Raw genomic sequence first — 26107 nt, 5'->3', positions numbered from 1 at the left:
GGTGGTTTATTTACGCCGTACTGTACTAGCAAGGCAAACTAACACTTACAATAGTTCCTTTCTCAGGAATGCTATCGATTGTAAATTCACCACCATATAATTTAACTATATGCTGAACAATAGCCAGTCCTAAGCCAGAGCCTTGTTGCTCCCATAACTTTCGATTAAATTGTACAAAAGCTCCAATTTTACTAATCTCTTCAATTTTCATTCCTTTGCCATTGTCAATTACATATAAATTAAATTTGCTACCTTCTATCTTACTTAGAATTTGAATTTTGCTGCTTGGTAAAGAAAATTTGAAAGAGTTATCCAGTAATTCTTCAATCAGAATACTCAAATTTTCTTCTGACAATTGTACTGTAGATTCTTGGATCTCTAATTTTAAATCTTTTGATCTACAGTTTTCTTTAGCTTTTTTAAAAGCTATTTCAATAATAATCTTTTCAGCCAAACATCTATCTTTTTTTTCTTTGAATTGACGAGTTTTTTCGAGACTTTTAGTGATTAATTCCAGATTACTATATAATAAAAATCTTTGAACTAGTGCATTCAAGCGATTCGCGGATTTGTAAATTAATTCAGCAATTTCAACCTCTTCAGAGTCAGGCATGAACTCACAATTTTGTATTAACAAGTGTGACATACCGAGAATACCATTTAAAGGCGTATTCAGTTCGTGAGATAATGAGTGAGCAATATTCATTCTCAGGTCGTCTAGCTTTGCTTGAGTTTGGCGCTCAACCAAAGCGTGTTTATCAAGACGAGAAGCCAACGCATTGAGTATATCGTCGCTTTTTGAAGCAAGACAGCCTGTATACTTACCACTTTTTAGAGTTTGAGACGGGAACGCCAGCACTCAAATGGTGTCAACAGGAGATACCAGATATCATTTTGCTGGATTTTGCGTTGCCTGATGGTGATGGGCTGAAGTTTATTCAGCAGTTTCGGGAATGCCATAGCAATACTCAAACTGCTGTGATTATGCTGACAGGACAAGGGGATGAAATTACTGCTGTCCGGGCGATGAAAAGTGGTGTGCAAGATTATCTGGTTAAAAAGAAACTCACATCTGAAGTTCTTCAAGGTGCAATTCATCATGCCCTTGAACGGATGGATTTGACTCGACAGTTAGAACAAAGTCAGGAACAACAACAACTGATTGCTGCGATCGCCTTACGGATTCGTCAGTCTCTAAAGTTAGAAGAGATTCTGCATACCACAGCCACAGAAGTGCGGCAGTTTCTCAAAGTAGATAGAGTAGTTATCTATCAATTTCAGCCGGATATGAGCGGCACAATTATGGCAGAGTCAGTGCTTCCTGGTTGGACAGTGGCTCTGGGAAAAGAAATTTTGGATACCTGCTTTCAACAAGGAGCCGAAAGTGACTATCATCAAGGGAAAAAACGAGCAATCGACGATATTTATCAGGCTGGCTTAACCAATTGTCATTTGCAGCTTCTAGAACAATTTGAAGTTAAAGCCAATCTAGTAGTACCTATTTTGGTCAAAGAGCAATTATGGGGATTATTAATTGCTCACCAATGTAGTGCGTCTCGTCATTGGCAATCAGTAGAACTAGATTTGTTAGATCGACTAGCGGTGCAAATAGCGATCGCCATTCAACAGGGAAGTGCGTATCAGCAACTACAGGCAGAACTAGCAGAACGCCAACGGACAGAAGCAGCCCTCAAAGCCAGTGAAGAGAAACTCAAGCTGACCCTGAGTTTTGCTGGTATTGGCTATTGGGAATGGAACCCAATCACCGATCAAATATTGGCTAGTGAGAATGCAATTCGCTGTTTTGGTTCCGATCTGAGTGATGTGAACTGGACTTATGAAAAGTGGCGGGGTCAAGTCTATCCAGAGGATCGAGAATGGGTTGAACCGCAACTGAGGCAGGCGATCGCCACACAAACCGATTATGCTGTGGAATATCGAATTGTCTGGCAAGATGGCAGCATTCATTGGGTATCGGTAAAAGGACGCGGAGTTTACGAAGCAACCGGAAAACTGTTGCGGATGCTGGGCGTGCTGATAGATATTACAGAACGCAAGTTCTCAGAGGAAGAGCGGCGGCGGGCCCAAATGCTGCGAATTGAATTACGTCTTCTGGAGCAAATTCTCGAAGTCGGCCTAGCAGGTTACTAGGATTGGGATATTCCGGGCAATCAGGAGTACTTGAGCTTAACCTTCAAGCAGATGTTCGGCTATGAAGATCGTGAATTGCCAAATACACCAGAGAGTTGGCAACGCCTGATTTTTCCAGAGGATTTACCAGGTGTTCTGGAACTTTTTGAGCAACACGTCCAAAGTCGCGGACAAATCCCCTTTTATAATGAGGTGAGATATAGACATAAAAATGGTTCTACCGTTTGGGTCATTTGTTCCGGTCGCGTTATTGCGTGGGATCGAGACGGCAATCCCCTGCGGATGATTGGTTGCCATATTAACATTACACAACGCAAACAGGCAGAAGCTCAATTGTTAGCGATCGCTAATTTGCAACAAGCTATTTTAGATGGTACTGACTATGCCATTATTTCTAATAACTCAAATGGCATTCAAACCTTCAACGCAGCTGCTCAGAAAATGTTGGGCTACACAGCAGATGAAGTTGTTCGGCAAATAAATCCAACTACATTTCACGACCCAGATGAACTCAAACAACGAGCAGCAGAACTCTCGTTGAAATTGGGTAGGGAAATTGCACCTGGTAGGGAATTTTTTACTATCGTCACTCAAGACGGAAATACCTATGAAAACGAATGGACTTACATTCGTAAAGATGGCTCTCGGTTCCCTGTATTTCTGTCAGTAAAAATTCTCCAGGATCTAGAAGGAAACAATATCGGCTTTCTGGGTATTGCCAAAGATATTACCCAGCAAAAACAAATAGAGACAGCCCTGCGAGACAGCGAACTCCGTTATGCAAATTTGGCAGAAGCTGCTCCTGTAGCTATTTTCCGACTGGATGCCTTTGGTAACTGCATCTATGCTAACGATCGCTCGAGTGAGATGACTGGTAGACCAACACAGGCAGCATTGGGGATAGGTTGGCTACAGGCTTTGCACCCAGAAGACGCCGAGCGTTTGGGCAGGGAATGGTCTCTAAAATTTGAGCAAGAACATGTTAATCCAAGGGAATTCTATCAGAGTGAGGGCAGACATCTACGCCCAGATGGCAGCATCAACTGGTTCTATGTCCAAGTGTTACCTGAAATCAACACCAACGACACCATTATTGGCTACATCGGCACGCTGACAGATATCAGCGAACAGCAAGCTGCGCTGCGCGAACGCAAACAAGCAGAAGAACAGTTGCATCACCTCTCCGAACGGCTAACCATAGCTATCAGTTCTGGAGGATTTGGTATTTGGGAATATGATTTCGTCCAAGCAAAGCAGATTTGGGACGATCGGATGTACGAACTGTATGGAGTGAGCAACACTGATTTTGACGGTTCTTTTGATGCTTGGTTAAACTGCCTGCACCCAGACGATCGCCCTTATATGTTGGAAACTATAGAGCAAGTTTTGCTAGGAAAGCAAGAATATAATGTCGAGTTCCGCATCGTTCAACCAAGTGGAGAAATTCGTTATCTTAAAGGCTACAGCATTCTCAAGCGTGCCCAACAGGGTGAACCTGTACAGATGATTGGGGTTAACTATGATATCAGCGAACGCAAACAAGCCGAAGAGGAACTCATCCACAATCGGGATTTGCGAGAAGCAATTTTTAACGAATCTGCCGATGCCATTTTTCTAGTCGATCCGCAAACCCTGCTCACCCTAGATTGCAATCGGCGGGCAGTAGAAATGTTTGAGGCGGTTGACAACGCTGAATTGATCGATATCAATGGGCAGACACTCCAGTTGCGGCCATTCACTACCAACGAAACGGATGCGATCGTCAGAGATATGCAGTCAAAAGGTTTCTGGAGCCTAGAGATTGAATATATTACTCTTCAGGGTAAGATTTTCTGGGGAAACATTGCAGCCAAGCCGATTACTGTAGCCGGACGCACCATGAATCTAGTTCGGATCGCTGATATCAGCGAACGAAAAGAGGCACAAGAGGCATTGGCGAAATATGCCCATGAGGTCGAAGATTTATATAATAATGCTCCCTGTGGCTATCATTCCCTCGATAGCGAAGGCCGATTGCTCAAGGTCAACGAGACTGAACTGCAATGGTTGGGTTATACGCATGAGGAAATGATTGGTCAACCCCTGCTGAATTTTTTCACCCCAGCCAGTCGCTTGTCCTTCGCACAAAACTATCCTCACTTCAAAAAGCAGGGTTCGTTGAAGGATGTGGAATTTGACATGATTTGTAAAGATGGCACAGTTTTCCCAGTGCTGGTAAGCGCTACTGTTGTCAAGGATGCAGAGGGTAACTATCTATACAGCCGCACCACCCTGTTTGATATCCGCGAACGCAAACAGACCGCGCAAGAACTGGAAGAATCACGTAAAATGCTGCAAACTGTACTAGATACATTTCCGCAACGTGTTTTCTGGAAAGACCGCCAATCACGCTTTCTCGGCTGTAATCCAGCATTTATCGACCATTCTCAACTGACAGCCGATGAAATTATCGGCAAGACCGATTTTGAATTACCTTGGGCAAAGTTGGCACACCTTTACTGTGCAGACGATGAGATGGTGATGAATACTCGAACACCTAAGCTAGGCTATGAGGAGCCATTTGAAGGGGCTAATGGCGAACAACTCTGGCTACGAACTAATAAAATTCCCCTGACCAATAGCGCCAAAGAGGTGATTGGCGTAGTGGTATCTCACGAAGATATCACAGAACGCAAACAAGCCGAAGCACAATTGCGGCAAACGAATGAGCAGCTTGCTAACGCCAATATGGAACTTGCCCGCGCCACTCGCCTCAAAGACGAATTTCTCGCAAACATGAGCCATGAATTGCGAACACCTCTTAATGCGATTTTGGGTATGTCAGAGGGCTTACAAGAAAGTGTATTCGGCTCCATTAATGAAAGACAAGCAAAAGCGATCGCTACTATTGAGTGCAGTGGCAGACATTTACTAGAACTAATCAACGACATTCTAGATTTGTCTAAAATCGAATCTGGCAAACTGGAACTGCAATTGAGTGATGTTTCTGTTAGGAGCCTCTGTGATGCCAGCCTCGCCTTTGTCAAACAGATGGCTTTGAAAAAAAGTATTCGTCTTAGTATTCATATTTCTGACAATATTGACAGCATCCAAGTAGACGATCGCCGCCTGCATCAAGTACTGATCAACCTGTTAAGTAACGCTGTCAAGTTTACGCCAGAATGGGGATCTGTAACGCTAGAAGTCAGGCTGGAGGGGGCAGAGGGGCAGGGGAGCAGGGGAGAAGGGGAAGTAAATTCTTCCTTGTTTTCCTCATCTTTCCCAAATCTCTGCTTCTATATCACTGACACCGGCATCGGTATCGCCCCTGAAGAAATTGGCAAGCTGTTTCAGCCTTTTATCCAGCTTGACAGCAGCCTTAACCGCCAGTACAGTGGCACTGGTCTAGGTTTGGCACTGGTACAAAAGATTATTACCCTACATGGAGGAAGAGTCTTAGTTAGCAGTGAAGTTGGAAAGGGAAGTTGTTTTACCGTTCGCATTCCCTATCGTACCAGCGATAATCTTCTCAGGACGCAGGTAACTACTTCATTACCTAGCTATCCCTTAATTGCTGAAAATGCTCAAGTTGTGATTATTGAAGATTCTGTGGCGGCGGCCGATCAGATTACTCGTTATTTCAACGAAATGGGAATGCAATCTATCATCTATCCCCAAGGTGAAGGAGCCGTAGAAGAGGTGGTGCGAGTTCAACCTGCTCTAATCATTCTCGATCTACAACTACCGAATCTATCGGGTTGGGAGGTGCTAAATCAACTCAAGACCAACCCAAAAACCAAAGATATTCCAACGATCATCATTTCAGTTGTGGATGAACATAGCAAAGGACTAGCTCAGGGAGCGTTTGAATATCTGGTCAAACCCATTACCCGCGCTCAACTTCAGGTAACTATAGAGAAATTACAACATCCTGCCCGTTCTAACTCGCCAAATTTAATTGTATTGCCAGAAGTCTTTTTGGAAACTCCTTTGATTTTGTTGGCAGAAGATAATCAAGCAAATATTGATACGATGTCTGGCTATCTTGAAAGTCGAGGGTATCATCTCATTTTGGCAAACAATGGACAACAAGCTATCGATCTTGTCAGAGTTCAACGCCCTGACTTAATTGTGATGGACATTCAAATGCCGGGAATGGATGGGTTGGAAGCCATCCGCCACATTCGTAAAGAATCACAATTTGTGCATATTCCCATAATTGCACTAACGGCGTTAGCTATGCCCGGCGATCGCGAAACAAGTTTTGCAGCTGGAGCTAACGAATATTTGACCAAACCCGTAAAACTTAAACAGCTTGTAACCACAATTCAATAACTTTTAGGAAGGTAACGGAAATTCTCGATGGATAATCAACTCTCTATTTTAGTAATCGATGATGAACCCGATAACTTTGATGTAATTGAAACCTTGCTGGATGGTGAAAACTACCAGCTATACTACGCTCCTAGTGGTCAACAAGCTCTAAACCGCCTCAACAGTTTTCAGCCCGATCTGATTTTATTAGATGTGATGATGCCCGATCTTGATGGGATGGAAGTCTGCCGACGCATCAAAGCCAATCCACAATGGCAAGCAGTGCCGATTATTATGGTGACAGCATTAACCGATAAAGAGGATTTGGCTCGATGTCTGGCGACGGGTGCAGATGACTTTATTAGTAAACCCGTCAATGGTGTGGAATTACGAGCTAGAGTTCATTCCATGTTGCGGATTAAACAGCAATACGACAACATGCAAGTATTGCTAAAACTGCGAGAAGACATGGTAAATATGATTGTACACGATTTGCGAAATCCACTTACCAGTATTGTTTTAGGCGCAGAGATTCTACGGTTGCAAGGTTTGTCATTTGAATAGCATCAAGGAAAAGTCAATCAAATTTTAGTTGCTGGACAACAACTACAATCGTTAATCGATAGCTTGCTGATTATGGCAAAGCTGGAATCTGGGAAAATGGTTCTCAATTACACAGAAGTAGACCTTTGTACGCTGTGTATGTCAGCATTAGCAGGTATTGAGGCGATCGCAAATCAAAAGAACCTGACTCTGATACGCGAACTACCCGAACCTGGTGGCATTGTTGCAATAGATGCAGTTATCTTTCGTCGAGTGCTGGATAATTTGCTCTCCAATGCCATTAAGTTCTCCCCGTCCAAGTCTCAAGTTACCCTACGGGGAGAGTATTTAGCAGCAGGCGGTGTAAAAGTGCAAGTCGCTGATTCTGGTTCGGGAGTAAGTCTGGAGTTACGACAAATCATTTTCGAGAAGTATGAAATTGGAACTTCGATACCAGAAGTTTCGCAAATTGGTTTAGGATTGGCTTTCTGCAAAATGGCGATCGAGGCACATTCTGGTACAATTACCATCGAAGATAATTATCCAAATGGTAGTATCTTCACTGTACTACTCAAAAATAAATAATTAACTCTCAAGTTACTGCATTTAAGAATTTATAGTATGTCCTTTCTGCTAATGTGACATCTAGCATGAATGGATTGTCATTACCTTGAAATTTAGCGATCGCTCTCCACTTCTCCCGATAAATTGGAATCAAAGCCTCTTGCTCAGGTGTTAGCGTGTGAATCATTTTTACTAATCAAAAACTTTCATCTACTTGAACAATTTCTAAATGGGGAAGTACTTTAAGTAATTATGTTTGCACACCAAATTCTTCTGGATCTACACCCCAATTTACCCAGCTAATTGCTTCACGCGCTGAGTTCATATTTGGTGGAACTCGCAAGGCGTGAATAAACCCTGTACTAGGGCAAGTCATTTTTAATAAATAAATCGGCTCGATATCCACATTGTTATCAATTCCTAATAGTGTATATTCATGCCAATTATCTAATTCAATAGCTTGCAATTCTTCGCAAATTCTAGCGTAACCGATACCCTGAATTAGTACTCGCCGTAGCTCTGCGTTTTCCTCTGATAAAAGCCATTGAGATTGCCATTGTTCAGGGTGGACCTTACCATATTTTTCAGGTAAGGTTACATCGTGATAGAAGTAAAGGCTAAATCCATCGGCATACTCTATTGCGGGTTCGCCTTCCGCGTGGAGGCGATTTTGATTGTCGAAGCGCAGGTGAAGGGGGCGATCGCATACTATACAAATTTTTTCAAATGTAAAAATCCAACCACAATCCTTAATTATCGCCTGAAATAAATTCCATTTTCTTGAGTTATGAGTACAATTTAACACTGAAATACAAAAATCCTTATCAATTCCATTAAGAAGGATTTTTGTAGGGGAAATACAGCAATCTACTAATGATGCTACATCTTGCTCTGTATCATCTAATTCATTTATTAAAGGTATACCTAAATACAATGAATCTTGCCTTAATAAAATATAAGCATCGCTAGAAAATTCTGCACTTAATTTATTAATAATTTCTATATGTAGGTGTTGATATATCTCACGCAAACCAAAAATTAACTTCCATAATCCTTGATATAACTTATATTCCAATTTGCTCTTCAAGCCACCATTAATAGCAGCCCAAGCAGCATAGGGACTATCAAAAAATAAAATCTCAGGCTTAGATAATCCCACAAATACATAAGCAGCTTTTACCACCTTGGCCGCTTTTTCACGATCAATCCGCTCAGTTGAAAGCGCGATCGCTCTCCACTTCTCCCGATAAACTGGAATCAAAGCCTCTTGCTCAGGCGTTAACTTTTCAATCAGCGACATATCGCCAACCTTCAGGCTCGTATTCCCGTTGAATTTTCACTATCCAATCACCTTGGGGAATAGAAATAGCTTTATGCTCCTCATGGGCAAGCAATGCCGACTCTGAAAACACACGTAAATAAAGTGTGCTATCTTTCTCGTATAATTCGGCGTTTCCCTCAGTAATGCGATGCTTATGCCCCGTAACTTCGCCTTCTGCCAAAGTTAAGTGAGGTATTTTTTGTCCTTCAACCTGTTGCACAGGTAGTAAAATAACATCACCCTGACGAATTGGTTGCATAGTTTTGCTTTCCTGATATAGGTATAAATGCTACTTCGCTTTTCCTCTCAAGTTTGGTTTAATTTTGGCACAAGCTTTATTAAAGTGGGGCATTGGGCATGGGGCATGGGTCATTGGGCATTGTGAAGAGGAAGGATAAGGAGAAAGACTTGTTATAAGTACTCACTCAAGTCACCTTGTCTCCCTGTTCCTTGCTTTCTCATCTTCCATGCCCAATGCCCCATGCCCCATGCCCAATTTCCCAATTAAAGAATATTTTGAAAACTGTAGTCGCCAATTATGCGTTAGATAAGTTAAAGATTGAAATAGCTGGAAATTCAGACCCAGCGTATCCTCATTTATCCTCTGGGACAGACTGGGCATTAAGTTCAGCGGATTTTCTCCCAAACAGGCAGTTTATGTGAGGATTAAATCACCGCCCTAAGCGTGACCATTTATCTTGACAATTTGTAAAAGTTACCTCAATTTGACTGTTTAGCTTAGTAGCTCTTCTTTTTATTGAAATTTCCATGTCAACTCTCGTCATCGTCGAATCTCCAACCAAAGCTCGTACCATTCGCAACTACCTGCCAGCAGGCTATCGGGTGGAGGCGTCTATGGGTCATGTGCGTGACCTACCCCAGTCGGCTAGTGAAATTCCCGCTGCCGTCAAAGGGGAATCATGGGCACAGCTAGGGGTAAATGTGGACGCCGACTTTGAACCGGTATATGTTGTCCCGAAAGACAAAAAGAAAATTGTTACCCAGCTCAAAGATGCCCTCAAGGATGTAGATGAACTGATTCTGGCAACAGACGAAGACCGGGAAGGTGAAAGCATTAGTTGGCATTTATACCAACTACTGAAGCCGAAAGTTCCGACTAAGCGGATGGTGTTTCACGAAATTACCCAAGAGGCGATCAAAAAAGCTCTGAAAGACTGCCGCAATATTGATGAGCAGTTGGTTCGCGCCCAAGAAACGCGGCGGATTTTAGATCGGCTTGTCGGCTATACCCTGTCTCCCCTGCTATGGAAAAAAATCGCCTGGGGATTATCTGCTGGGCGGGTACAATCTGTAGCTGTGAGGCTTTTAGTTACTAGGGAACGCCAACGCCGCGCTTTCCATGAGGGTACATACTGGGATTTGAAAGCTAGTTTGTCAAAGGAAAAAACCCCCTTTGCTGCCCAGTTGGTAACACTGGGAGGAACCAAAATTGCTAACGGCAGCGATTTTGATGCCGCAACCGGACAAATTACCGCAGGTCGTAATGTCTTGTTGCTAAACGTTGAACAAGCGGTAGCCCTCAAGGAACGCCTAACTGGGAAAACCTGGAATGTTAACGACATCGAAGAACGCCCAGTCACGCGCAAACCGTCGCCACCGTTCACCACTTCGACGTTGCAACAAGAATCTAACCGGAAACTGCGTCTCTCAGCCCGTGACACAATGCGGGTTGCCCAGAATTTGTACGAGCAAGGGTATATTACCTATATGCGGACAGATTCGGTGCATTTGTCAGACCAAGCGATCGCAGCTGCTCGCAGTTGTGTAGAAAAGCTCTACGGTCAACAATACCTCAGTCCCCAACCCCGGCAATACACCACCAAATCCAAAGGCGCACAAGAGGCGCACGAAGCAATTCGTCCAGCGGGTAGCACCTTCCGCACCCCCCAAGAAACTGGTTTGGGCGGTCGAGAACTTGCCGTTTACGATTTGATTTGGAAGCGGACTGTTGCTTGTCAAATGGCTGATTCCCGGCAAACTCAAATTACCGTGCAATTGCAAGTCGAGGATGCTGGATTCCGTTCTTCTGGCAAACGGATTGAATTTCCCGGATACTTACGTGCCTACGTTGAAGGTTCAGACGACCCAGAAGCAGCACTGGAAGACCAGGAAGTTATTTTACCAAATCTGAAAGTGGGCGATCGCCCCGATTGTACAGAACTGGAAGCAGTTGGACACGAAACCCAACCGCCAGCTAGATACACCGAAGCAACTTTAGTGAAAACCTTAGAAAGCGAAGGTATCGGTCGTCCCAGTACTTACGCCAGCATCATTGGCACCATCATCGACAAAGGTTATGCCCATTTAGTAAGTAACGCTCTTATTCCTACCTTCACCGCTTTTGCAGTCACCGACTTGCTGGAAAAACATTTCCCGGATGTTGTCGATCCCAGTTTTACCTCGAAGATGGAGCAAACTCTCGATGATATTGCCACAGGTGAAGCGAAATGGCTACCCTACTTGCAGCAATTCTATCTGGGAGACAAAGGACTGGAAACGCTGGTAAAAGAGCAGGAAAGTCAGATTGATGCCACCAAAGCTAGGACTGTAGAACTTGAAAATTTAGATGCCAAAGTCCGCATTGGAAAATATGGCCCATACATTGAAGTCGAAAACGGTGAGGGGGTGATCACCGCCTCAATTCCCAAAGACTTGACACCAGCCGACCTCGACCCCAAACAGGTAGAAGTATTGCTGCGGCAAAAAATCACAGGCCCTGACCAGGTAGGCCGCCATCCCGAAACTGGCGAACCGATTTATGTGAAAATTGGTGCTTACGGGCCTTATGTGCAATTGGGTGACAAAACCGACGAAAACCCCAAACCGAAACAAGCCTCCCTACCCAAAGGTGTTACCCCAGAAACCGTTACCCTAGAAATGGCTGTTGGTCTATTGGCACTACCTCGGACATTAGGAGTTCATCCAGTTACTGGCGGCAAAATTCAAGCAAGTTTGGGACGCTTTGGCCCTTATGTGGTTCATGACCAGGGTAAGGAGGGGAAAGACTACCGCTCTCTGAAAGCTGCTGATAACGTATTGACAATTAACCTAGAACGTGCATTGGAACTATTATCCGAACCCAAAAAGGGGCGCAGTTCCACCAACAGCAAGTCAAAGGCAGCCTTACGCGAATTAGGTACGCATCCAGAAGATGGAGAAACAATTAACATCTACGATGGTCCCTATGGCCCTTACATCAAGCATGGCAAAACTAATGTCAGTATCCCAGAAGGTCAAACGGTAGAAGATGTAACCCTGGCGGCGGCGCTGAACTTGTTGGCAGCTAAGACATCGACCGGAAAATCGACTCGCAAAACGAGTAAATCAACGACTTCCAAATCTAAGTCAACTGCGAAATCATCAACAACCGCTGCAAAGAAAAAAAGTACAGAAGGCTAGTGCTAAGTCAAACAATTTTGGATTTTAGATTTACGCTAGCGTAGCGTTAGCGACAAAGGCGTGTCTTTGAGATTTATTTCGCCCATAACGGGCAAGGCATGAATCTCAAAATTCTCTTAATCCAAAATCTAAAATCTAAAATTCCTACTCAATAGTCTATCTAAAGTCCGATTTTTAACTCTTGACCCTTGATATCCATCCTTGATAGGATACAGTTCATTAGGTTCAAGTGTGATACTCTAAAAAGTAAGGGAAAACACAACGCTAAATTTTAGAAGTGGCTTATGTCCCAAATGCGGGCCCAAATGCAAGATTGTGTATCAGCCCGATTGGAAGCCAGAGGTGCGAAAGTATGTTTTTTTCTGCGTACCTGTTAATCAAAAATTGAGGTAGTATCTCAGGAGCGATCGGTTCATGGACTATATAGAAAAGGTGCTGGAAAAGCTTAAGGAATTAGCTCGTAGGTTAATTGAAAGCCTATTAGGGCCAGAGGCTGAACCGGAACCGGAACTGATTCCGATTCCTGTGAACGATCGCTCGCGCCGTCGCCACTAACCCCACAGTGGTAAACTCGGCGTTACAACCCTTAAGTATTCTGGCACTGCACGGGCCAAACTTAAATTTGCTAGGACAGCGAGAACCAGGAATTTATGGTTCGTTGACACTAGCTGAAATTAACCGCCTGTTAGAAGAAGAAGCATTCAAATTACAGGCGAAAGTTTTTCCTTTGCAGTCAAATCATGAAGGAATTTTGGTAGATAGTATTCATGGCGCGTTAGGGCAACATCAGGGAATTCTGATTAATGCAGGAGCGTACACCCATACAAGTGTGGCCTTGCGAGATGCGATCGCTGCTGTTAACTTGCCCACAGTGGAAGTACATCTGAGTAATATTTACCGCCGGGAAGAATTTCGCCATCATTCTTATATCGCCCCAGTTGCGATCGGGCAAATAAGTGGTTTTGGCGTTCAAAGTTACTTATTGGGCTTACAAGCTTTGATAGAACATTTAAGAGTTAGGAGTTAGGAGTTAGGAGTTAGGAGTTGGTAGTAAAGTTAGGAATTAGTAATATTTCATTAACTCCTCACTTTTAACTACATAATTTATGCGTTACTCTCCTATAAGTCGGTTTAAAGGAACTTTACTTGGGGCATTCCTGGGAGGAAGTTTAGCTCCTAGTGGTAAAGTACAGTTTGAGAGTTACCCAGATTTAGGCAGAGTAGCAATTCTGGGTATCCAGAGTTTGATTGCCTTGGGTAGATTAGATTTAGATGATTGGATAGAGCGTCAGCAAGAAGAATCTCCTCATTTAGTCCCAACTGATGACATCTCGATAAAAATAATTATTGCCACATTACCAGTAGCACTTTTTTTTCACGAAAATCCGATTAAGCTCCGACAAAACTTGCTGCGTGTGCTGAAAATCTGGGAGGATGACCCAGTAATCAGGGATGGAACACTAGCAGTAGGATATGCGATCGCTCTTGCCCTAACTGAAAAACTTGACCCTCTAACTCTTATCCCACAAACAATTTCTTTTATCGGAGAAACACCGACATCAATACCAAAAAAATTATTAAGAGTCCAGACTTTATTAGAGCAAGGGGCTGGATTATCAACAGCCCAAGCCGAGTTTGCTAAGGAAGAAAAACTCAGTAACAGTATTGCTATGGCATTTTACTGCTTTTTGAGTACCTTAGAAGACTTTCGCCTAACAGTTTTACAGGCTACTCACAATCACAATTATCAACTGCAAGGTGCTACGCTTCTAAATTCACAGGCTACAGGTGCAATTACTGGTGCTTTGTCGGGAGCATATAACGGGATAGGTGGAATTCCCGTAAATTGGCAATTGCTCTTGCAGAGGAATTCTCCAGTATGGGGATTAACTAGCTTTTCCCAAGTGTTAGAATTGACCGATGCATTTGTGGGGGTGTGGTCAGGAGTGTATAATCTTACCTTAAACCCAAAAGAGTTAACAGAGGAGGGATGTGAGGTGGCTTTGCTTTCAGTTTACGCAGCTCCTCGCGTTATTCGGTCGCGTTAATCTTAAATTAACCAGATAAGGGGTTAAAAGTAGGTAAACTTCCGCCACCGTGTATTAATCTCATATACTAGAATTTTTCAGTAAACCCTCGGACTGATTTTGTAGCTAGCTATTGTGGTAAATCAGCAATAAAAAAGCCCCCGCTACCAAGTTGCAGCCGCAGATCGAACTTTCCTGATGATTGTCTTTTTTGAGCTATCAAAGTCGGCAATTGCAGGTAGAGATAATGAAAATGCATCAATTTTTGCAGTTCTTGAACCAGCAATTGACTCACTGGCGGCGACAGTACAAAACACTACGCCGTAAAGGAAAGTTAATAAGAAGTCCCAAAGGTAAAACCCATAGAAGGGAACTTCTAAGGACTATGCTCAAGAATGTATTCCTATTTTTATCAAAAACCAATGAGAAAAGCGAACGCCGAAAACAAGAAAGAGCGCTAAGGTCAAAGGCAAAATCTGTCAAGATTAAGAGTAGTATTTGTACAGTCGGTTTAGATTGGGCATATAAACAGCGTTACTCGGTGATTTTGGCGATCGCTGTAGTGTCCCTTACAGGGATTATTGGTCATAAATTATACAATCAGACTCAACTCCAAGTAGGACATCCCGCGCCCCAAACGATTACAGCGCCTTACACAGCTAGCATCGAAGATCGGAAAAAAACTGAAGCCGAGCGCAAAGCCGTCAGCACAAGCTCCTTACAGGTGTTGATGCTTGATGCGCGAATCAACGAAAAAATTAACGAAAATTTGCAACAACTTCTAGATGATGGCAACGAAATTCGCGCTGTTGCTGGAGCTTTTCCTTTTTTCGATCCTGTAGTTTTATCCATTTCTAGCCAACGTTACCTCCGCTCTTGTCCTGACTTGGAATGGCAAGCACTGCTATCGGCTGTAGAAAATAGTAACAATCAGCAGAAGAAGGGAATCGAACAAACTACCGCTTCATCCAATCAGAAACGCCAGCCGCGCATCACATCCAAATCTGATTCCCAGAGTTCAAAAAAGACAGAGCCAGTAGATTTTTCTCAAAACACTGATTTTACTCAAGGAGTAGCAGAACTAGAATCTTACCGTCTCACAACTTCTGAGAAAAACTTGTCTTTACTAATTGGCAAAATTTCTCAAACACGCCAAAGATATACCCAAGCCACTGCCAAACTTCTACAGTTAGAGACTGTTGGTGCAGAAGCAGTATACGAGGAATCTCTACTTTTAGATTTGTCAGATGTGGAATGGGAAAAAACACAATGGGGAATCCATCAGAGTACAGAACGGATTCTCACCCAAGGGATTCCACAGGGACTACCAAAAAATATCTTACAGGATGCGGTGAGTTTACAATTACAGACCTTTGTACCAGAATCTGCTGAAACTTTGGCAAAGAATCTGTTGTTAGCTGTACTCAAGCCGAATCTGCAAAAAGATGAAGAACAAACTAGACAAAATGCTCAAAAGGCTGCGGCTGTTGTGCCACCTGTGATGGTGAAGGTACGGCATGGTGAGGTGATTGTCAAAAGAGGAGCGCAGATTACTGCATGGGACTTTGAGGTGCTGGAGCATTATCGCCTGATTCGCCGGGAGGTAAAGTGGCAGGAGTTGGTGAAGTTAGGAGGCATTATTGCGATCGCTATTGGTATTTTTGTCTGGGTAGAACGCCATATTGATTACGAATTGCGACAACGCGATCGCCTGTTAGTATTACTGCTAACTCTGAGTGTGCCTGGAGTAATCGTCATCGGATTGCCCTATACCACCTGGAGCGCCCTTGGTTTATTGTTAGGAAGCTTTTACGGCCCCACCTTGGGGTTGACAGTTGTCGGCCTGCTGTGGCCGATATTAGGCATTAGTTTGGATATGAGCAAGGCTGCGCTTTTAGCTGGTGTCGGAGGAGGAATATTAGGTAGTTATATTGCCCAACGATTGCGATCGCGTGAAGAATTGGCATTATTAGGCGTTGCGATCGCCTTAACTCAAGGTGGCATTTACCTGTTTGTTAAAATCTTAATTGGTCAAGTATTTGGTTCAACTTGGTATATTGTCTTCCAAGAAGCGGGATTATTTGCTTTATCCGGCTTAGGCTGGAGTGTTATCGCCTTGGGTTTGAGTCCTTATCTAGAAAAAGTTTTTGATTTAGTTACCCCAATTCGCCTAGCAGAACTGGCGAACCCTAACCGCCCTTTATTAAAACGACTTGCTACTGAAACTCCCGGAACTTTTCAACATACACTGCTTGTAGCCACTCTTGCTGAAGCTGCTGCCAAAGAATTAGGATGCAATGTTGAACTAGTCAGGGCTGGAACATTATATCACGATATTGGCAAAATGCACGACCCTCTTGGCTTTATTGAAAATCAAATGGGGGGGCCGAATAAACACGATACAGAGATTAAAGATCCTTGGAAGAGTGCAGAAATTATCAAAAAGCACGTAAGTGAAGGGTTGGTAATGGCGCGTAAACACCTTTTACCTACGGCGATTCAAGCTTTTATTCCAGAGCATCAGGGAACGATGCTGATTGCTTATTTCCATCACCAAGCCCAGCAAATGGCTCAGTCAGATCCAAGTTTAACTGTAGACGACGCAGATTTTCGTTACGATGGGCCAATTCCCCAATCACGGGAAACCGGAATTGTCATGTTAGCAGATTCTTGTGAGGCGGCGCTGCGATCGCTGCAAGTATCGGCTAAATCTGTGGGAGAAAAGCGATCGGTTAAAGATGTCTCCACAGAACAAGCTTTAGCAATGCTAAATAATATCCTGCGTGCCAAGTGGCAAGACAATCAACTTGTAGATTCAGGACTAACGCGAGAAGAAATGTCACAAATTGCCCAGATATTTGTGGATGTTTGGGAGCAATTTCATCACAAACGGATTGCTTATCCGAAGTTGAAGGCTAGTAGCACTGGGCGGAATTCGTAAATGAAAGGTTTCCAAAATGTTGAATTGTTATTCCCTAACTTATCAATTTTAAAAACCGAATAATTTATTAGGAATTAGACAAAAATAGCTACTTTAACTATTCGTTTACCAGAGAAAAAACACAATAGATTAAAATAACTTGATCAAGCCAAAGGCATAAGTCTAAATCAACTGATTGAAGAACTTTCCACCATAGCTTCAAGGTAAGGCAGAATTACTATCCTTAACAAAAAACTTACCAAGACATTTATTTTTATGTATGCCAAAGTCGTCAATCTTTAATAAAATTCCTGTTTAAAAACTCAGTTTTACAAGCAGTATCTACAGTTATTGAACGGGGTACAGGTACAGTTGAAAGTTTGTATCCTCGGCAAAAACCAAAAATAAGATTGCCAAATGAAGAGATTATGTTCTACGCAGAAAAACTCTACCACAATTGGTAGTTTAGATTTGCAAAGTCTAACTGCGCTTTACAATTAAATTGTAGCTAATTACTGCTGGAGGTACTCAAATATGCGGCAACTAAAATCCGTCGAGGAAATGCCTGGTAGTTATGGCTTGCCTATCTTGGGGGAGACTTTAGAAATATTTCGGGATTTAGAACTGTATCTATGGCGAAGATTCCAGCAGCATGGTTCAGTTTTTAAAACGAGCGTTATGGGGCGTAAACGTGCTTATTTAATTGGCCCTGATGCTAATCGCCTGGTGCTGGTGGAACAGGCGGAAAATATGTCGTCGCGGATTGGGTGGTATTTCTTAGAATCAACATTTGGCAATAATATCTTATTACAAGATGGGGAAGAACATCGCCTAACTCGTCGTTTAATGTATCCAGCATTTCACGGCAAAGCGATCGCTACATATTTCGACACCATCCAAAACATCGTGCAAGACTTCCTCAAAGATTGGGGACGGGGAACGATTTCCTTAAATTCTAGTTTCCGTCAGCTTACCCTAATGGTTGCGACTCGCCTGTTTTTGGGAAGTCAGAACAAGAGCGAAGTTGAGCAAACTAGTCAGTGGTTTACACAACTGCTAGAGAGCAGTATGGCGATATTCAAATTGAATGTCCCTTTTACTTTATATGGTCGCGGTCAAAATGCTAGGGGTAAGTTAGTAGCTTTCTTGCGTCAAGAAATCGCACAGCGTATCGAGCAAGGTAACTTAGAAGAATCAAAAGATGTTTTAGGATTGCTGCTAGTAGCTGTTGATGAAGACGGCAATAAGTTGAGCGAAGCACAGATAATCAACGAGGCACTATTATTACTATTTGCTGGACATGAGACGACAGCCTCTTTGCTGAGTTGGGTAATTTTTGAATTAGGTAATCATCCAGAATGGCGAGAGCAACTGCGTAAAGAACAATTAGCAGTTGTGGGAAATAATCCCCTTAACCTGTCCCATCTCAAACAACTTCCAGATTTAACCAACGTCCTCAAAGAAGCAGAAAGGCTGTATCCGCCAGTGTATGCCTATAATCGTGGCGTCCTTAAAGATATTGAGTATGCAGGTTATTGCATCCCTGCTGGTTGGTTTGTGACCATCTCACCGATGCTGACTCACCGTTTACCAGAACTGTACACCGAACCCTGAAGAAGATGAACTATCTGCACACCTTGCGGTGATTGATAAAAATTGATTTTACTCTTTTATAAAATTTATTCCAATTTATATACTGAGCTAAAACCTCATCTCGATAAATAGATAACCTAGTATGTCAACCAAGTGCTACGCTACAGTTAGCAAGATTAAGAGGCAATTATGACTGCCCTGATTCTGAACCTTAGCCCCACCATTGAACTAACAGATGAGCAGTTCTTCCAACTGTGTCAGAATAATCGAGATTTGCGACTTGAGCGCACAGCAGAGGGAGAATTAATTATCATGCCACCAACTGGATGGGAAAGTGGAAATCGAAATAGTAGATTGACACAGCGCTTAGGTAATTGGGCTGACGCTGATGGCACAGGTTTAACTTTTGACTCTTCAACGGGTTTTAAACTCCCCAATGGTGCAAATCGCTCTCCAGATGCATCTTGGGTCAGCCGAGAGCGATTAGAAGCCCTGAATCCAGACCCCGACAAATTCCTACCACTCGCTCCAGATTTGGCGGTAGAATTACGCTCTGCTTCAGACAGCTTAAAGACAGTGCAAGAAAAAATGCAGGAATACATTGACAACGGTGTGCGTTTAGGATGGCTGATCGATCCGCAAAACCAACAGGTAGAAATTTACCGTCCAGGACAGGATATTGAGGTTTTGCAATCGCCTACTAGCTTATCAGGAGAGGATGTATTGCCTGGATTTGTGCTGGATTTGACGCAGATTTTGAGTTAAGCGATCGCTCAATTTCACTCATTTCAAAATCGGCAGAACTTGCAACTCTAATGTAATACAAATTTACAGACAAATTAATATTGACTTAAAACTAAAAACGCTGTTTGGAATAACCCAACAACAAAACCTAAAACACCACCTAAAGTTACAATCGCCTGCAATTCATTTTTGACAATTCCCTCAATTGCAGCTTCTAAATCAGCAGGTGAAGTTGATTTGACACGATCGACTATCACTTGATCTATTGACAAAATCGGAATTGCTTGCGACACAATTGCTTCTAAATCTTTTTCCAAATACTTCTCTAAAATTAGAGCTAATTCTTGACTCATGACTTCTAAAGAAGTACTGACAACTGGTGAAGTACTAACACGATTCAGCAAGACTACAGCAATATTTTCCCAATCAACAGAATCAGTTAATCCTTGTAAAAAATCGCTGCCACTATTTTGCAGGTAATGGCGGACACTTTCGCGGGTGGTTTTTCGGAGTTGACGAACCGTACCCATTGGCAAGTTTTGTAATGATAAATTTTGCAGTAATTTCCGAATGCGATCGCGCATTTGCAAATCTTGAGTCAATTCCTGCAAGCGAGTATTAGCAACCTCTTTTTCATCCAAACAAAAAGTTCGTAGCCGTGTAAGAGTATTACGTAAGCCAAACAAATTTGCGACTACCCAATAAGTTCCACTGGTTTTTTCGCGGAAGCCTTCATCGATAATTTGAATCGTGCGATCTGTCAAAAAATCAACTATCGTTTGGCGTAAAAGATCCGGCGGTAAAACTACTTGCAACAACCAATCAGCAAGCCGTGTAGCTTGTTCTTCACTAAGTTGAAATTCTAGCAATATCTGGTCAAAAATTTGATTGATCTGCGCTTCTAAAAAATCTTCACGCCGCGCTAAAACCTTAAGCAATCGTGGCAAAGATTCTCCTAGTAAATCCCGCAAAATTCCCGCTACAATTTTGGCACTTTTCTCGTTTTTATCTGTTTTTATTTGTTCAATTGCTAACCGCAACAACCAAAGAATTGCTGATTGCACGCGTTCTGTTTGCAACAAACGCCGCGCCAGATTTTGCAATTCTTGCGGTGTCAAAAGTGACCCCATGATTGTCTTAGAAATGTTCAAAGCCAGACGTTCCTGGTTGCGGGGAATCAATCCAGGGGTGAAGGGTACTCTTCGTCCACCGATATAAATTGCTCGGTAAGGACGGAACAACATTTTGATGGCTATATCATTTGTGAAATAGCCAATAATTCCACCCAGTACCGGGGGAGACACATAAAGCCAAAGATGAGACCAGTCCAAGGGAAGAATTAAAAAAGTTAGGAATTTAAAGTTAGGAGTTAGGAGTTAACAGTACAGACGCGATTAATCGCGTCTGTACAAGAGTTAAGAGTTAGGAATGATAAATCTTAAATGAGAATTTATCACTACTCATAATTCATAACTTTTAACTAATAACTCCTAACTTACTAAGCACTAGCACTCCCATCATACCGTTCGCAATGGGGTAGTGTGTGGCAACTGCAAAACCAACTTGATGAGCTAACTCTATTTGCTCTTTACCGATGGGAAAGCGATCTAAGCTGGGACTGATGTAAGCATATTCTTCTTTTAAGCCTAAATAATTGGCAACTGGTACCACAAAACCGTCTAGATACCACTGTTGAAAGGCGCGTAGCTGAGGATTACTCGGTCGATGAAAGTCTAAAATTGCGGCTTTAGCTCCCGGCTTCAAAACCCGGTATAACTCTTGGAGACTGCGGGGAATATCTTTAACATTTCTTAAACCATAGCCCATTGTTGCGGCATCAAATTGGTTGTCGTCAAAGGGTAAATTGAGGACATCAGCTTCTACCCAGCTGATAGCAGGTTGCGGGTACTGCGAATGTGAGCGTTCTTTAGCCTTTTCTAGCAGGTTTGGGGAAAAATCCACTCCATACACCTGTCCTGTTGCTCCGATACGCCGTGCCAAACGTAAAGCTAAATCACCACTACCGCAACACAAATCTAATGCAGTATCTCCTGGTTTAGCTGCACTCCATTTTACTGCCATTTCCTTCCAGATTCGATGCTGTCCCAGACTCAACCAATCGTTCAACTGGTCATAAACTGGAGCAATACGGTTAAAAATGGACTGAATTTCGTTAGTCATTGGTCAATAAGTCATTGGTCACTAGTCATTCGTCATTTGCCAAGGATAAAGGACAAATGACTAATGACAACTACACAATACCTTAATGAGAGTGACTACTAGTCAGAGCGATCGCCACCAGTTGCGCTGATAAATTAATTAGCACTAATTCATCTTCTCGCAAAGTGCAAGGTTGTTTCCACTGTAGCGACAATACACCTAAAAGTTGATTGCGGTAGCTAATTGGGATGACTAAGTGTGCTTGCACGCCGGTATTTTGGTAGTGAATCGCATCAACTAATTTAGTGTCTTTAAGTACATTTAAGGAAACTTGCATTTGTCCCGTGGCGATCGCTTCCCTGGTTAGTGGGTCAAGGGATAGCCAATTTTCTATTGTACCTGTATAGCTGTAAGTTCCTTGAGTTGCAATTAGAGTATTTCCATCTGTAAGTTGTAAAATACAGCCGTCTGCCCCAAAAGTTTCACTCACAGCCCTAGCAATGGGAGCGAGAGTTTCTTCTAAGCTAGAAGCGGCTTGAGTTACCTGTACCAAAACACTCAGCAACGCCATTTGAGCATGAGCGCGGCGTAATTCTTCTGTACGTTGCTTGAGCAAGTCGTAGGTTTCGGCTGCTCTTTGCACCACTGCCTTCAGTTCCCCTGGGTCCCAAGGCTTGGTGATATATTTGTAAACTTGTCCGGCATTAATTGCTTCTACCAAGTCTTCTATATCAGTAAATCCAGTGAGAATTATTCTTACTGTATCGGGAAACTGAGGTACAGTTTTGCTGAGAAATTCAGTCCCTTTCATTTCTGGCATCCGTTGATCGGAGATAATCACTGCTACCTCCCCTTCTGCTGCCAAAACTTGTAGAGCGTTCACCCCACTATCAGCTTTCAGAACATTAAAGTCACGTCGAAATGTGCGATAAAGTAAATCGAGATTATCTGGCTCATCGTCAACTACCAGTATTTTCAGCTTTTTTGGTCGTTCGAGAGTCATAACTTGAGATTGGACTTTATCAATTTCGAGATTGGGTTTATCCATAAGATTTTCCTTTAAATATTCACTCTCTTGTTATATTCCATACCAAGTTTAGTTGAGAATAGCCGAAAATCGCCAAGGGTTTATACGGAGTTATTTTGCATATTTGAGAACGCTAATAGTGAACGCTACAGAGGAAATTTATCTGCCCAAATATCTGAAAAAATGTTCCACTAGAAAAACTAACTAAATCAGCAAAACTATGGCAGTTTTGATCGTGGATGAGGTGTAGGTCTGGGTATAGATTAGAATAATACTTGCTCATGAGGTGTTAATTAACCTCTCAAGTTGAAGCTTGCACTCCGATTATGACTGATCTACCACCCAACACTCAGAATCCCGAAGATAATGCTACAAACGATGTAGCACAAGAGTTACTCCGAAAGCTGAGGCAAAAACAAGGCAACTGGGTGGAATGGGGAGCCGCGATCGCCTCGTTGCTAAAAATCGGTTACAACCCCCAAGAAATTTTTGAGGCGACTGGATTTGAGCCGATTCAACAAAACCAGGTGGTTGTTGGTTCTCAAGTTTACAATTCTTTGGAAAAGTTTGGAGTATCGCAAGAAACGCGATCGCACTATACTACACGTGGCAGCGATGTTTTATACGAGTTACGTTTACTTACTCAAGAAGAACGCGCCGCTGCTGCCGAACTGATCTTTGTCCATAATGTTGATGCTGATGAGGCACGGGATATAGCAAAAGCAATTAAAGAGTTCTCCTATTTCCGCACTTTGCCAGAAGGGTTTTCTGCTCATCCTGGAGATGCGGTTGCTCACCAAGTTTGGAAACTGGCACGCCAAAATGCAGATTTACAACAGCGATCGCGCCTAATTGCCAAAGGTTTGCGTTTTGCTCACACGCCAGGTGCAAGGCAAAAAATCGAACAACTACTGACTGATTTTACTACCGTTCCCCAGCGTCCAGCGCCAATTTTACCGTTTTACCGCCTGGAATTTGAAGAACAGTTACCCCGAATCTTGCCTGTAGTAGGAGAGTTGCCATTATCACGCCAAGATTTGCAAGCTGTGCCCATACTGACAGAAATTGAACCTTTTCGGATGGTAAAGTTTTCTGGAGAGCAAGCTTGGGTTCCCTTACCAGGTTGGCAAGTACTATTGGCGGCAGAAGATCCAGTGGTGATTTTAGCGAATAGCGATCGCTTCCCCATCCAAACCCAAAGCCAAACAGGGCCAGTCTTAGTTGTGATAGATCGTGCCCAACGAGAATGGGATGTCTCTAGCTACTTTGTCGTTGAAAATGGTGGTGAATTAGATTTTCAGTGGTTTGAAAATGAGCCAGAAATTCCTCTACTAGGACAAATTATTATCATTGTGCGTCCTAAGAAAATTCTGGATGAAGAATTAACTAAGGATTCCTGGCAGATTGACGAATAAATTTAATTTTAGACAGAACTAACTGCGTGATGTGAACTTGTTTTGACTGTCCAAACAGCGGATAGCAAATGGCGGCATTGGTTCAATTTTTTGTTTAGTCAATGCCCCATCTGCTTTAACTCTCTTAACATGAACTTGGCACTGGCTTGGCAATGCTTTGCCTAAACCCTTGATTTTTCGCTGACTTGTGTAATTCTATATCTTGAGTGATGATGACATCCCCTGAACAGTCACAAAGTAACGACTGTAACAGGAAAAACCCAAATTTTTTAAGCTGAAAGTGTATAAAGCACAAAAATTATTTGAATTTCGTAATAACTTTTAATAGAACGCACTGGATCAAGAATCTCAACAGATATATACCAATACGATTTGATTTTTGAAAAAATTTAAGTAATGTAGGGTAGCCATTTCTGTGGGCGGGTTTCCTACGCCAGTCCGCACAACGGGGGAAACCCCCGCAAGCGGCTGGCTCGACTTGAGCGGACTGGCATTGTGTTATCGCATAACGTAACGCAACGCTTACGAGCGTCGAAAACCTCCCTTCTGGTAACGCTACGCACAGTCGCTACCGCTACGCTAGTCGCCTACGGCGGGAACTGACTTTTCACGGTATCTGGAAAACCTCTCTTCTATTTCTCTCTCCTAAAAGGAGAGAGACTTTGAATTTTCCCCCTTCCCGTGTTGGGAAGGGGGTTAGGGGGTTAGGTTTTTCGTGGCTTTTCCACATAACGTGAAAAGTAAGACGGCGGGAAACCCGCCTACAGCGCTGGATTCACCGCAATGCACTGGCTCCCCTACGGATATTTAAAAAATCAAATATGAGTTTTATATTATGAGAGCAAAATGCTTAATAAATTAAGCATTATTTTGGGATTTTAGCTTTTCCAGTATCTTCATATTTTATGACCACAATTATTGAGGAAAAAAAATTACTATTTTTTCGATTTAGTTTCATAACCAAACAAACGGAATGGATTTCCTGTTGACAGGAATGACTCAAGCATTATTCAACATAGCTATTACTCGTTTGTAGCTGAACAAGGAGTTTTCTGAAAATGTCTCTTACGAAACGTTGTTTGGCCGAATTTATCGGCACATTCTGGCTTGTTTTAGGTGGCTGTGGTAGTGCTGTTCTAGCCGCCGCCTACACAGAAGATGCTGCAAAAATCAGCGAGAATACTTCTTTTCCATTGGGTATTGGATTAGTAGGTGTATCCCTGGCATTTGGGCTTACTGTCCTCACAGGGGCTTATGCTTTTGGTCATATTTCTGGTGGTCATTTCAACCCAGCTGTTTCGTTTGGACTATGGGCAGGTAAGCGCTTTCCGGGGTCTGACTTACTACCTTACATCCTCTCTCAAGTGATCGGCGCAATTGTTGCTGGGGGGATTATTTACCTGATTGCTAGCGGCAAAACTGGATTTACGCTGACTGGCTTCAACCCACTGGCTACCAACGGCTATGGTACTCATTCTCCAGGTGGTTACACGCTGTTTGCTTGCCTGATTACTGAAGTTGTGATGACTTTCATGTTTCTGCTGATTATTCTGGGTGTGACTGATAGCCGTGCTTCTAAAGGATTTGCACCACTGGCAATTGGTTTTGGACTCACTTTAATTCACCTGATTAGTATTCCTGTAACCAATACTTCGGTTAATCCTGCCCGTAGTACTGGAGTTGCTCTATTTGCAGGTGTAGAACTCTTTTCGCAAATCTGGCTGTTCTGGATAGCTCCTATCTTGGGAGCTATTTTAGCAGGATGGTTGTACGTAGCTATCTTTAGTGAATCAACTGTGGAAGAACGGTAAACTCAAAGAACTAGTTTAACTTTCTTAACAATCCCCTAACTAAACAAATTAACTAAGTGTTATATGTTTAGTCAGGGGGTTGACATAATATTTAAGTATATATACACGCATTTGATCT

At 42.8% G+C, this 26107-nt stretch carries 19 protein-coding genes and 1 pseudogene; 12 read left to right on the top strand and 8 right to left on the bottom strand.

The window, feature by feature from the left end; all coding sequences use genetic code 11:
- Positions 1-25 precede the first annotated feature (25 nt).
- Complete coding sequence (locus RMZ42_RS19265) at positions 26-775, bottom strand: HAMP domain-containing sensor histidine kinase (RefSeq protein ID WP_322672900.1); 750 nt, start codon at positions 773-775, stop codon at positions 26-28.
- A gap of 23 nt (positions 776-798) precedes the next feature.
- On the opposite strand from RMZ42_RS19265, the gene RMZ42_RS19260 reads away from it, so the two are divergent.
- The 3 genes and pseudogenes from RMZ42_RS19260 (at position 799) to RMZ42_RS19250 (ending at position 7572) form a co-directional block, all read left to right on the top strand.
- Complete coding sequence (locus RMZ42_RS19260) at positions 799-2151, top strand: GAF domain-containing protein (RefSeq protein ID WP_322672899.1); 1353 nt, start codon at positions 799-801, stop codon at positions 2149-2151.
- 9 nt (positions 2152-2160) lie between these two features.
- On the top strand, positions 2161-6465 hold the full coding sequence (locus RMZ42_RS19255; RefSeq protein WP_416211824.1) for a PAS domain S-box protein: 4305 nt from the start codon (positions 2161-2163) through the stop codon (positions 6463-6465).
- A 27-nt stretch (positions 6466-6492) separates the two neighbouring features.
- Positions 6493-7572 (top strand): annotated as a pseudogene (locus RMZ42_RS19250) (response regulator).
- Between the two features lie 7 nt (positions 7573-7579).
- Here RMZ42_RS19250 and RMZ42_RS19245 read toward each other — a convergent pair.
- From RMZ42_RS19245 to RMZ42_RS19235, 3 genes are all read right to left on the bottom strand, one after another.
- The gene (locus tag RMZ42_RS19245; RefSeq protein ID WP_322672897.1) at positions 7580-7738 is read right to left on the bottom strand and encodes a hypothetical protein; all 159 of its coding nucleotides are present in this window, start codon (positions 7736-7738) and stop codon (positions 7580-7582) included.
- Positions 7739-7801: 63 nt separating this feature from the next.
- The gene (locus tag RMZ42_RS19240) at positions 7802-8851 is read right to left on the bottom strand and encodes a DUF6745 domain-containing protein (RefSeq protein WP_322672896.1); all 1050 of its coding nucleotides are present in this window, start codon (positions 8849-8851) and stop codon (positions 7802-7804) included.
- Positions 8838-9131 (bottom strand): hypothetical protein, encoded by a 294-nt coding sequence (locus RMZ42_RS19235; RefSeq protein WP_322672895.1) that lies wholly within the window; start codon positions 9129-9131, stop codon positions 8838-8840. Before RMZ42_RS19235 ends, RMZ42_RS19240 begins: the two co-directional genes overlap by 14 nt.
- Before the next feature lie 509 nt (positions 9132-9640).
- On the opposite strand from RMZ42_RS19235, the gene topA reads away from it, so the two are divergent.
- The 4 genes from topA (at position 9641) to RMZ42_RS19215 (ending at position 14340) form a co-directional block, all read left to right on the top strand.
- The gene (gene topA, locus RMZ42_RS19230; RefSeq protein ID WP_322672894.1) at positions 9641-12292 is read left to right on the top strand and encodes a type I DNA topoisomerase; all 2652 of its coding nucleotides are present in this window, start codon (positions 9641-9643) and stop codon (positions 12290-12292) included.
- 414 nt (positions 12293-12706) lie between these two features.
- Complete coding sequence (locus RMZ42_RS19225) at positions 12707-12847, top strand: hypothetical protein (RefSeq protein ID WP_012410890.1); 141 nt, start codon at positions 12707-12709, stop codon at positions 12845-12847.
- 7 nt (positions 12848-12854) lie between these two features.
- On the top strand, positions 12855-13319 hold the full coding sequence (gene aroQ, locus RMZ42_RS19220) for a type II 3-dehydroquinate dehydratase (protein ID WP_322672893.1): 465 nt from the start codon (positions 12855-12857) through the stop codon (positions 13317-13319).
- 79 nt (positions 13320-13398) lie between these two features.
- Positions 13399-14340, top strand: a complete 942-nt coding sequence (locus tag RMZ42_RS19215) for an ADP-ribosylglycohydrolase family protein (protein WP_322672892.1) — start codon at positions 13399-13401, stop codon at positions 14338-14340.
- A 109-nt stretch (positions 14341-14449) separates the two neighbouring features.
- Here RMZ42_RS19215 and RMZ42_RS19210 read toward each other — a convergent pair whose 3' ends face one another.
- Positions 14450-14614 carry a hypothetical protein gene (locus tag RMZ42_RS19210; protein ID WP_322672928.1) on the bottom strand — a complete coding sequence of 55 codons (165 nt, stop codon included), beginning with the start codon at positions 14612-14614 and terminating at the stop codon, positions 14450-14452.
- Between RMZ42_RS19210 and RMZ42_RS19205 the strand changes: the two genes are divergently transcribed.
- From RMZ42_RS19205 to RMZ42_RS19195, 3 genes are all read left to right on the top strand, one after another.
- Positions 14567-17260: an HD family phosphohydrolase gene (locus RMZ42_RS19205; protein WP_322672891.1), complete on the top strand. Its 2694-nt coding sequence runs from the start codon at positions 14567-14569 to the stop codon at positions 17258-17260. The two genes, RMZ42_RS19210 and RMZ42_RS19205, sit on opposite strands and share 48 nt — an antisense overlap.
- Before the next feature lie 513 nt (positions 17261-17773).
- Entirely contained in the window at positions 17774-18853 is a 1080-nt protein-coding gene (locus RMZ42_RS19200) for a cytochrome P450 (RefSeq protein ID WP_322672890.1), read from the top strand.
- A 168-nt stretch (positions 18854-19021) separates the two neighbouring features.
- Positions 19022-19597: a Uma2 family endonuclease gene (locus RMZ42_RS19195; RefSeq protein ID WP_322672889.1), complete on the top strand. Its 576-nt coding sequence runs from the start codon at positions 19022-19024 to the stop codon at positions 19595-19597.
- 74 nt (positions 19598-19671) lie between these two features.
- Here the strand turns inward: RMZ42_RS19195 and RMZ42_RS19190 are convergent, their stop codons facing one another.
- The 3 genes from RMZ42_RS19190 to RMZ42_RS19180 all read right to left on the bottom strand — a co-directional run bounded on the left by RMZ42_RS19190 (position 19672) and on the right by RMZ42_RS19180 (position 22784).
- Complete coding sequence (locus RMZ42_RS19190) at positions 19672-20907, bottom strand: DUF445 domain-containing protein (RefSeq protein WP_322672888.1); 1236 nt, start codon at positions 20905-20907, stop codon at positions 19672-19674.
- Positions 20908-21052: 145 nt separating this feature from the next.
- On the bottom strand, positions 21053-21757 hold the full coding sequence (ubiE, locus tag RMZ42_RS19185) for a bifunctional demethylmenaquinone methyltransferase/2-methoxy-6-polyprenyl-1,4-benzoquinol methylase UbiE (RefSeq protein WP_322672887.1): 705 nt from the start codon (positions 21755-21757) through the stop codon (positions 21053-21055).
- A gap of 82 nt (positions 21758-21839) precedes the next feature.
- Entirely contained in the window at positions 21840-22784 is a 945-nt protein-coding gene (locus tag RMZ42_RS19180; protein ID WP_322672886.1) for a response regulator, read from the bottom strand.
- A gap of 305 nt (positions 22785-23089) precedes the next feature.
- Here RMZ42_RS19180 and RMZ42_RS19175 point away from each other — a divergent pair, with 305 nt between their 5' ends.
- On the top strand, positions 23090-24178 hold the full coding sequence (locus RMZ42_RS19175) for a RuBisCO accumulation factor 1 (RefSeq protein ID WP_322672885.1): 1089 nt from the start codon (positions 23090-23092) through the stop codon (positions 24176-24178).
- 1058 nt (positions 24179-25236) lie between these two features.
- Positions 25237-25989, top strand: a complete 753-nt coding sequence (aqpZ, locus tag RMZ42_RS19170) for an aquaporin Z (RefSeq protein ID WP_322672884.1) — start codon at positions 25237-25239, stop codon at positions 25987-25989.
- Positions 25990-26107 lie beyond the last annotated feature (118 nt).

The organism is Nostoc sp. DedQUE05, assembly GCF_034530955.1.
Taxonomy (GTDB): domain Bacteria; phylum Cyanobacteriota; class Cyanobacteriia; order Cyanobacteriales; family Nostocaceae; genus Nostoc.
Note: the sequence above shows the minus strand (reverse complement) of the source record. Positions and strands in the feature narration are given on the sequence as shown.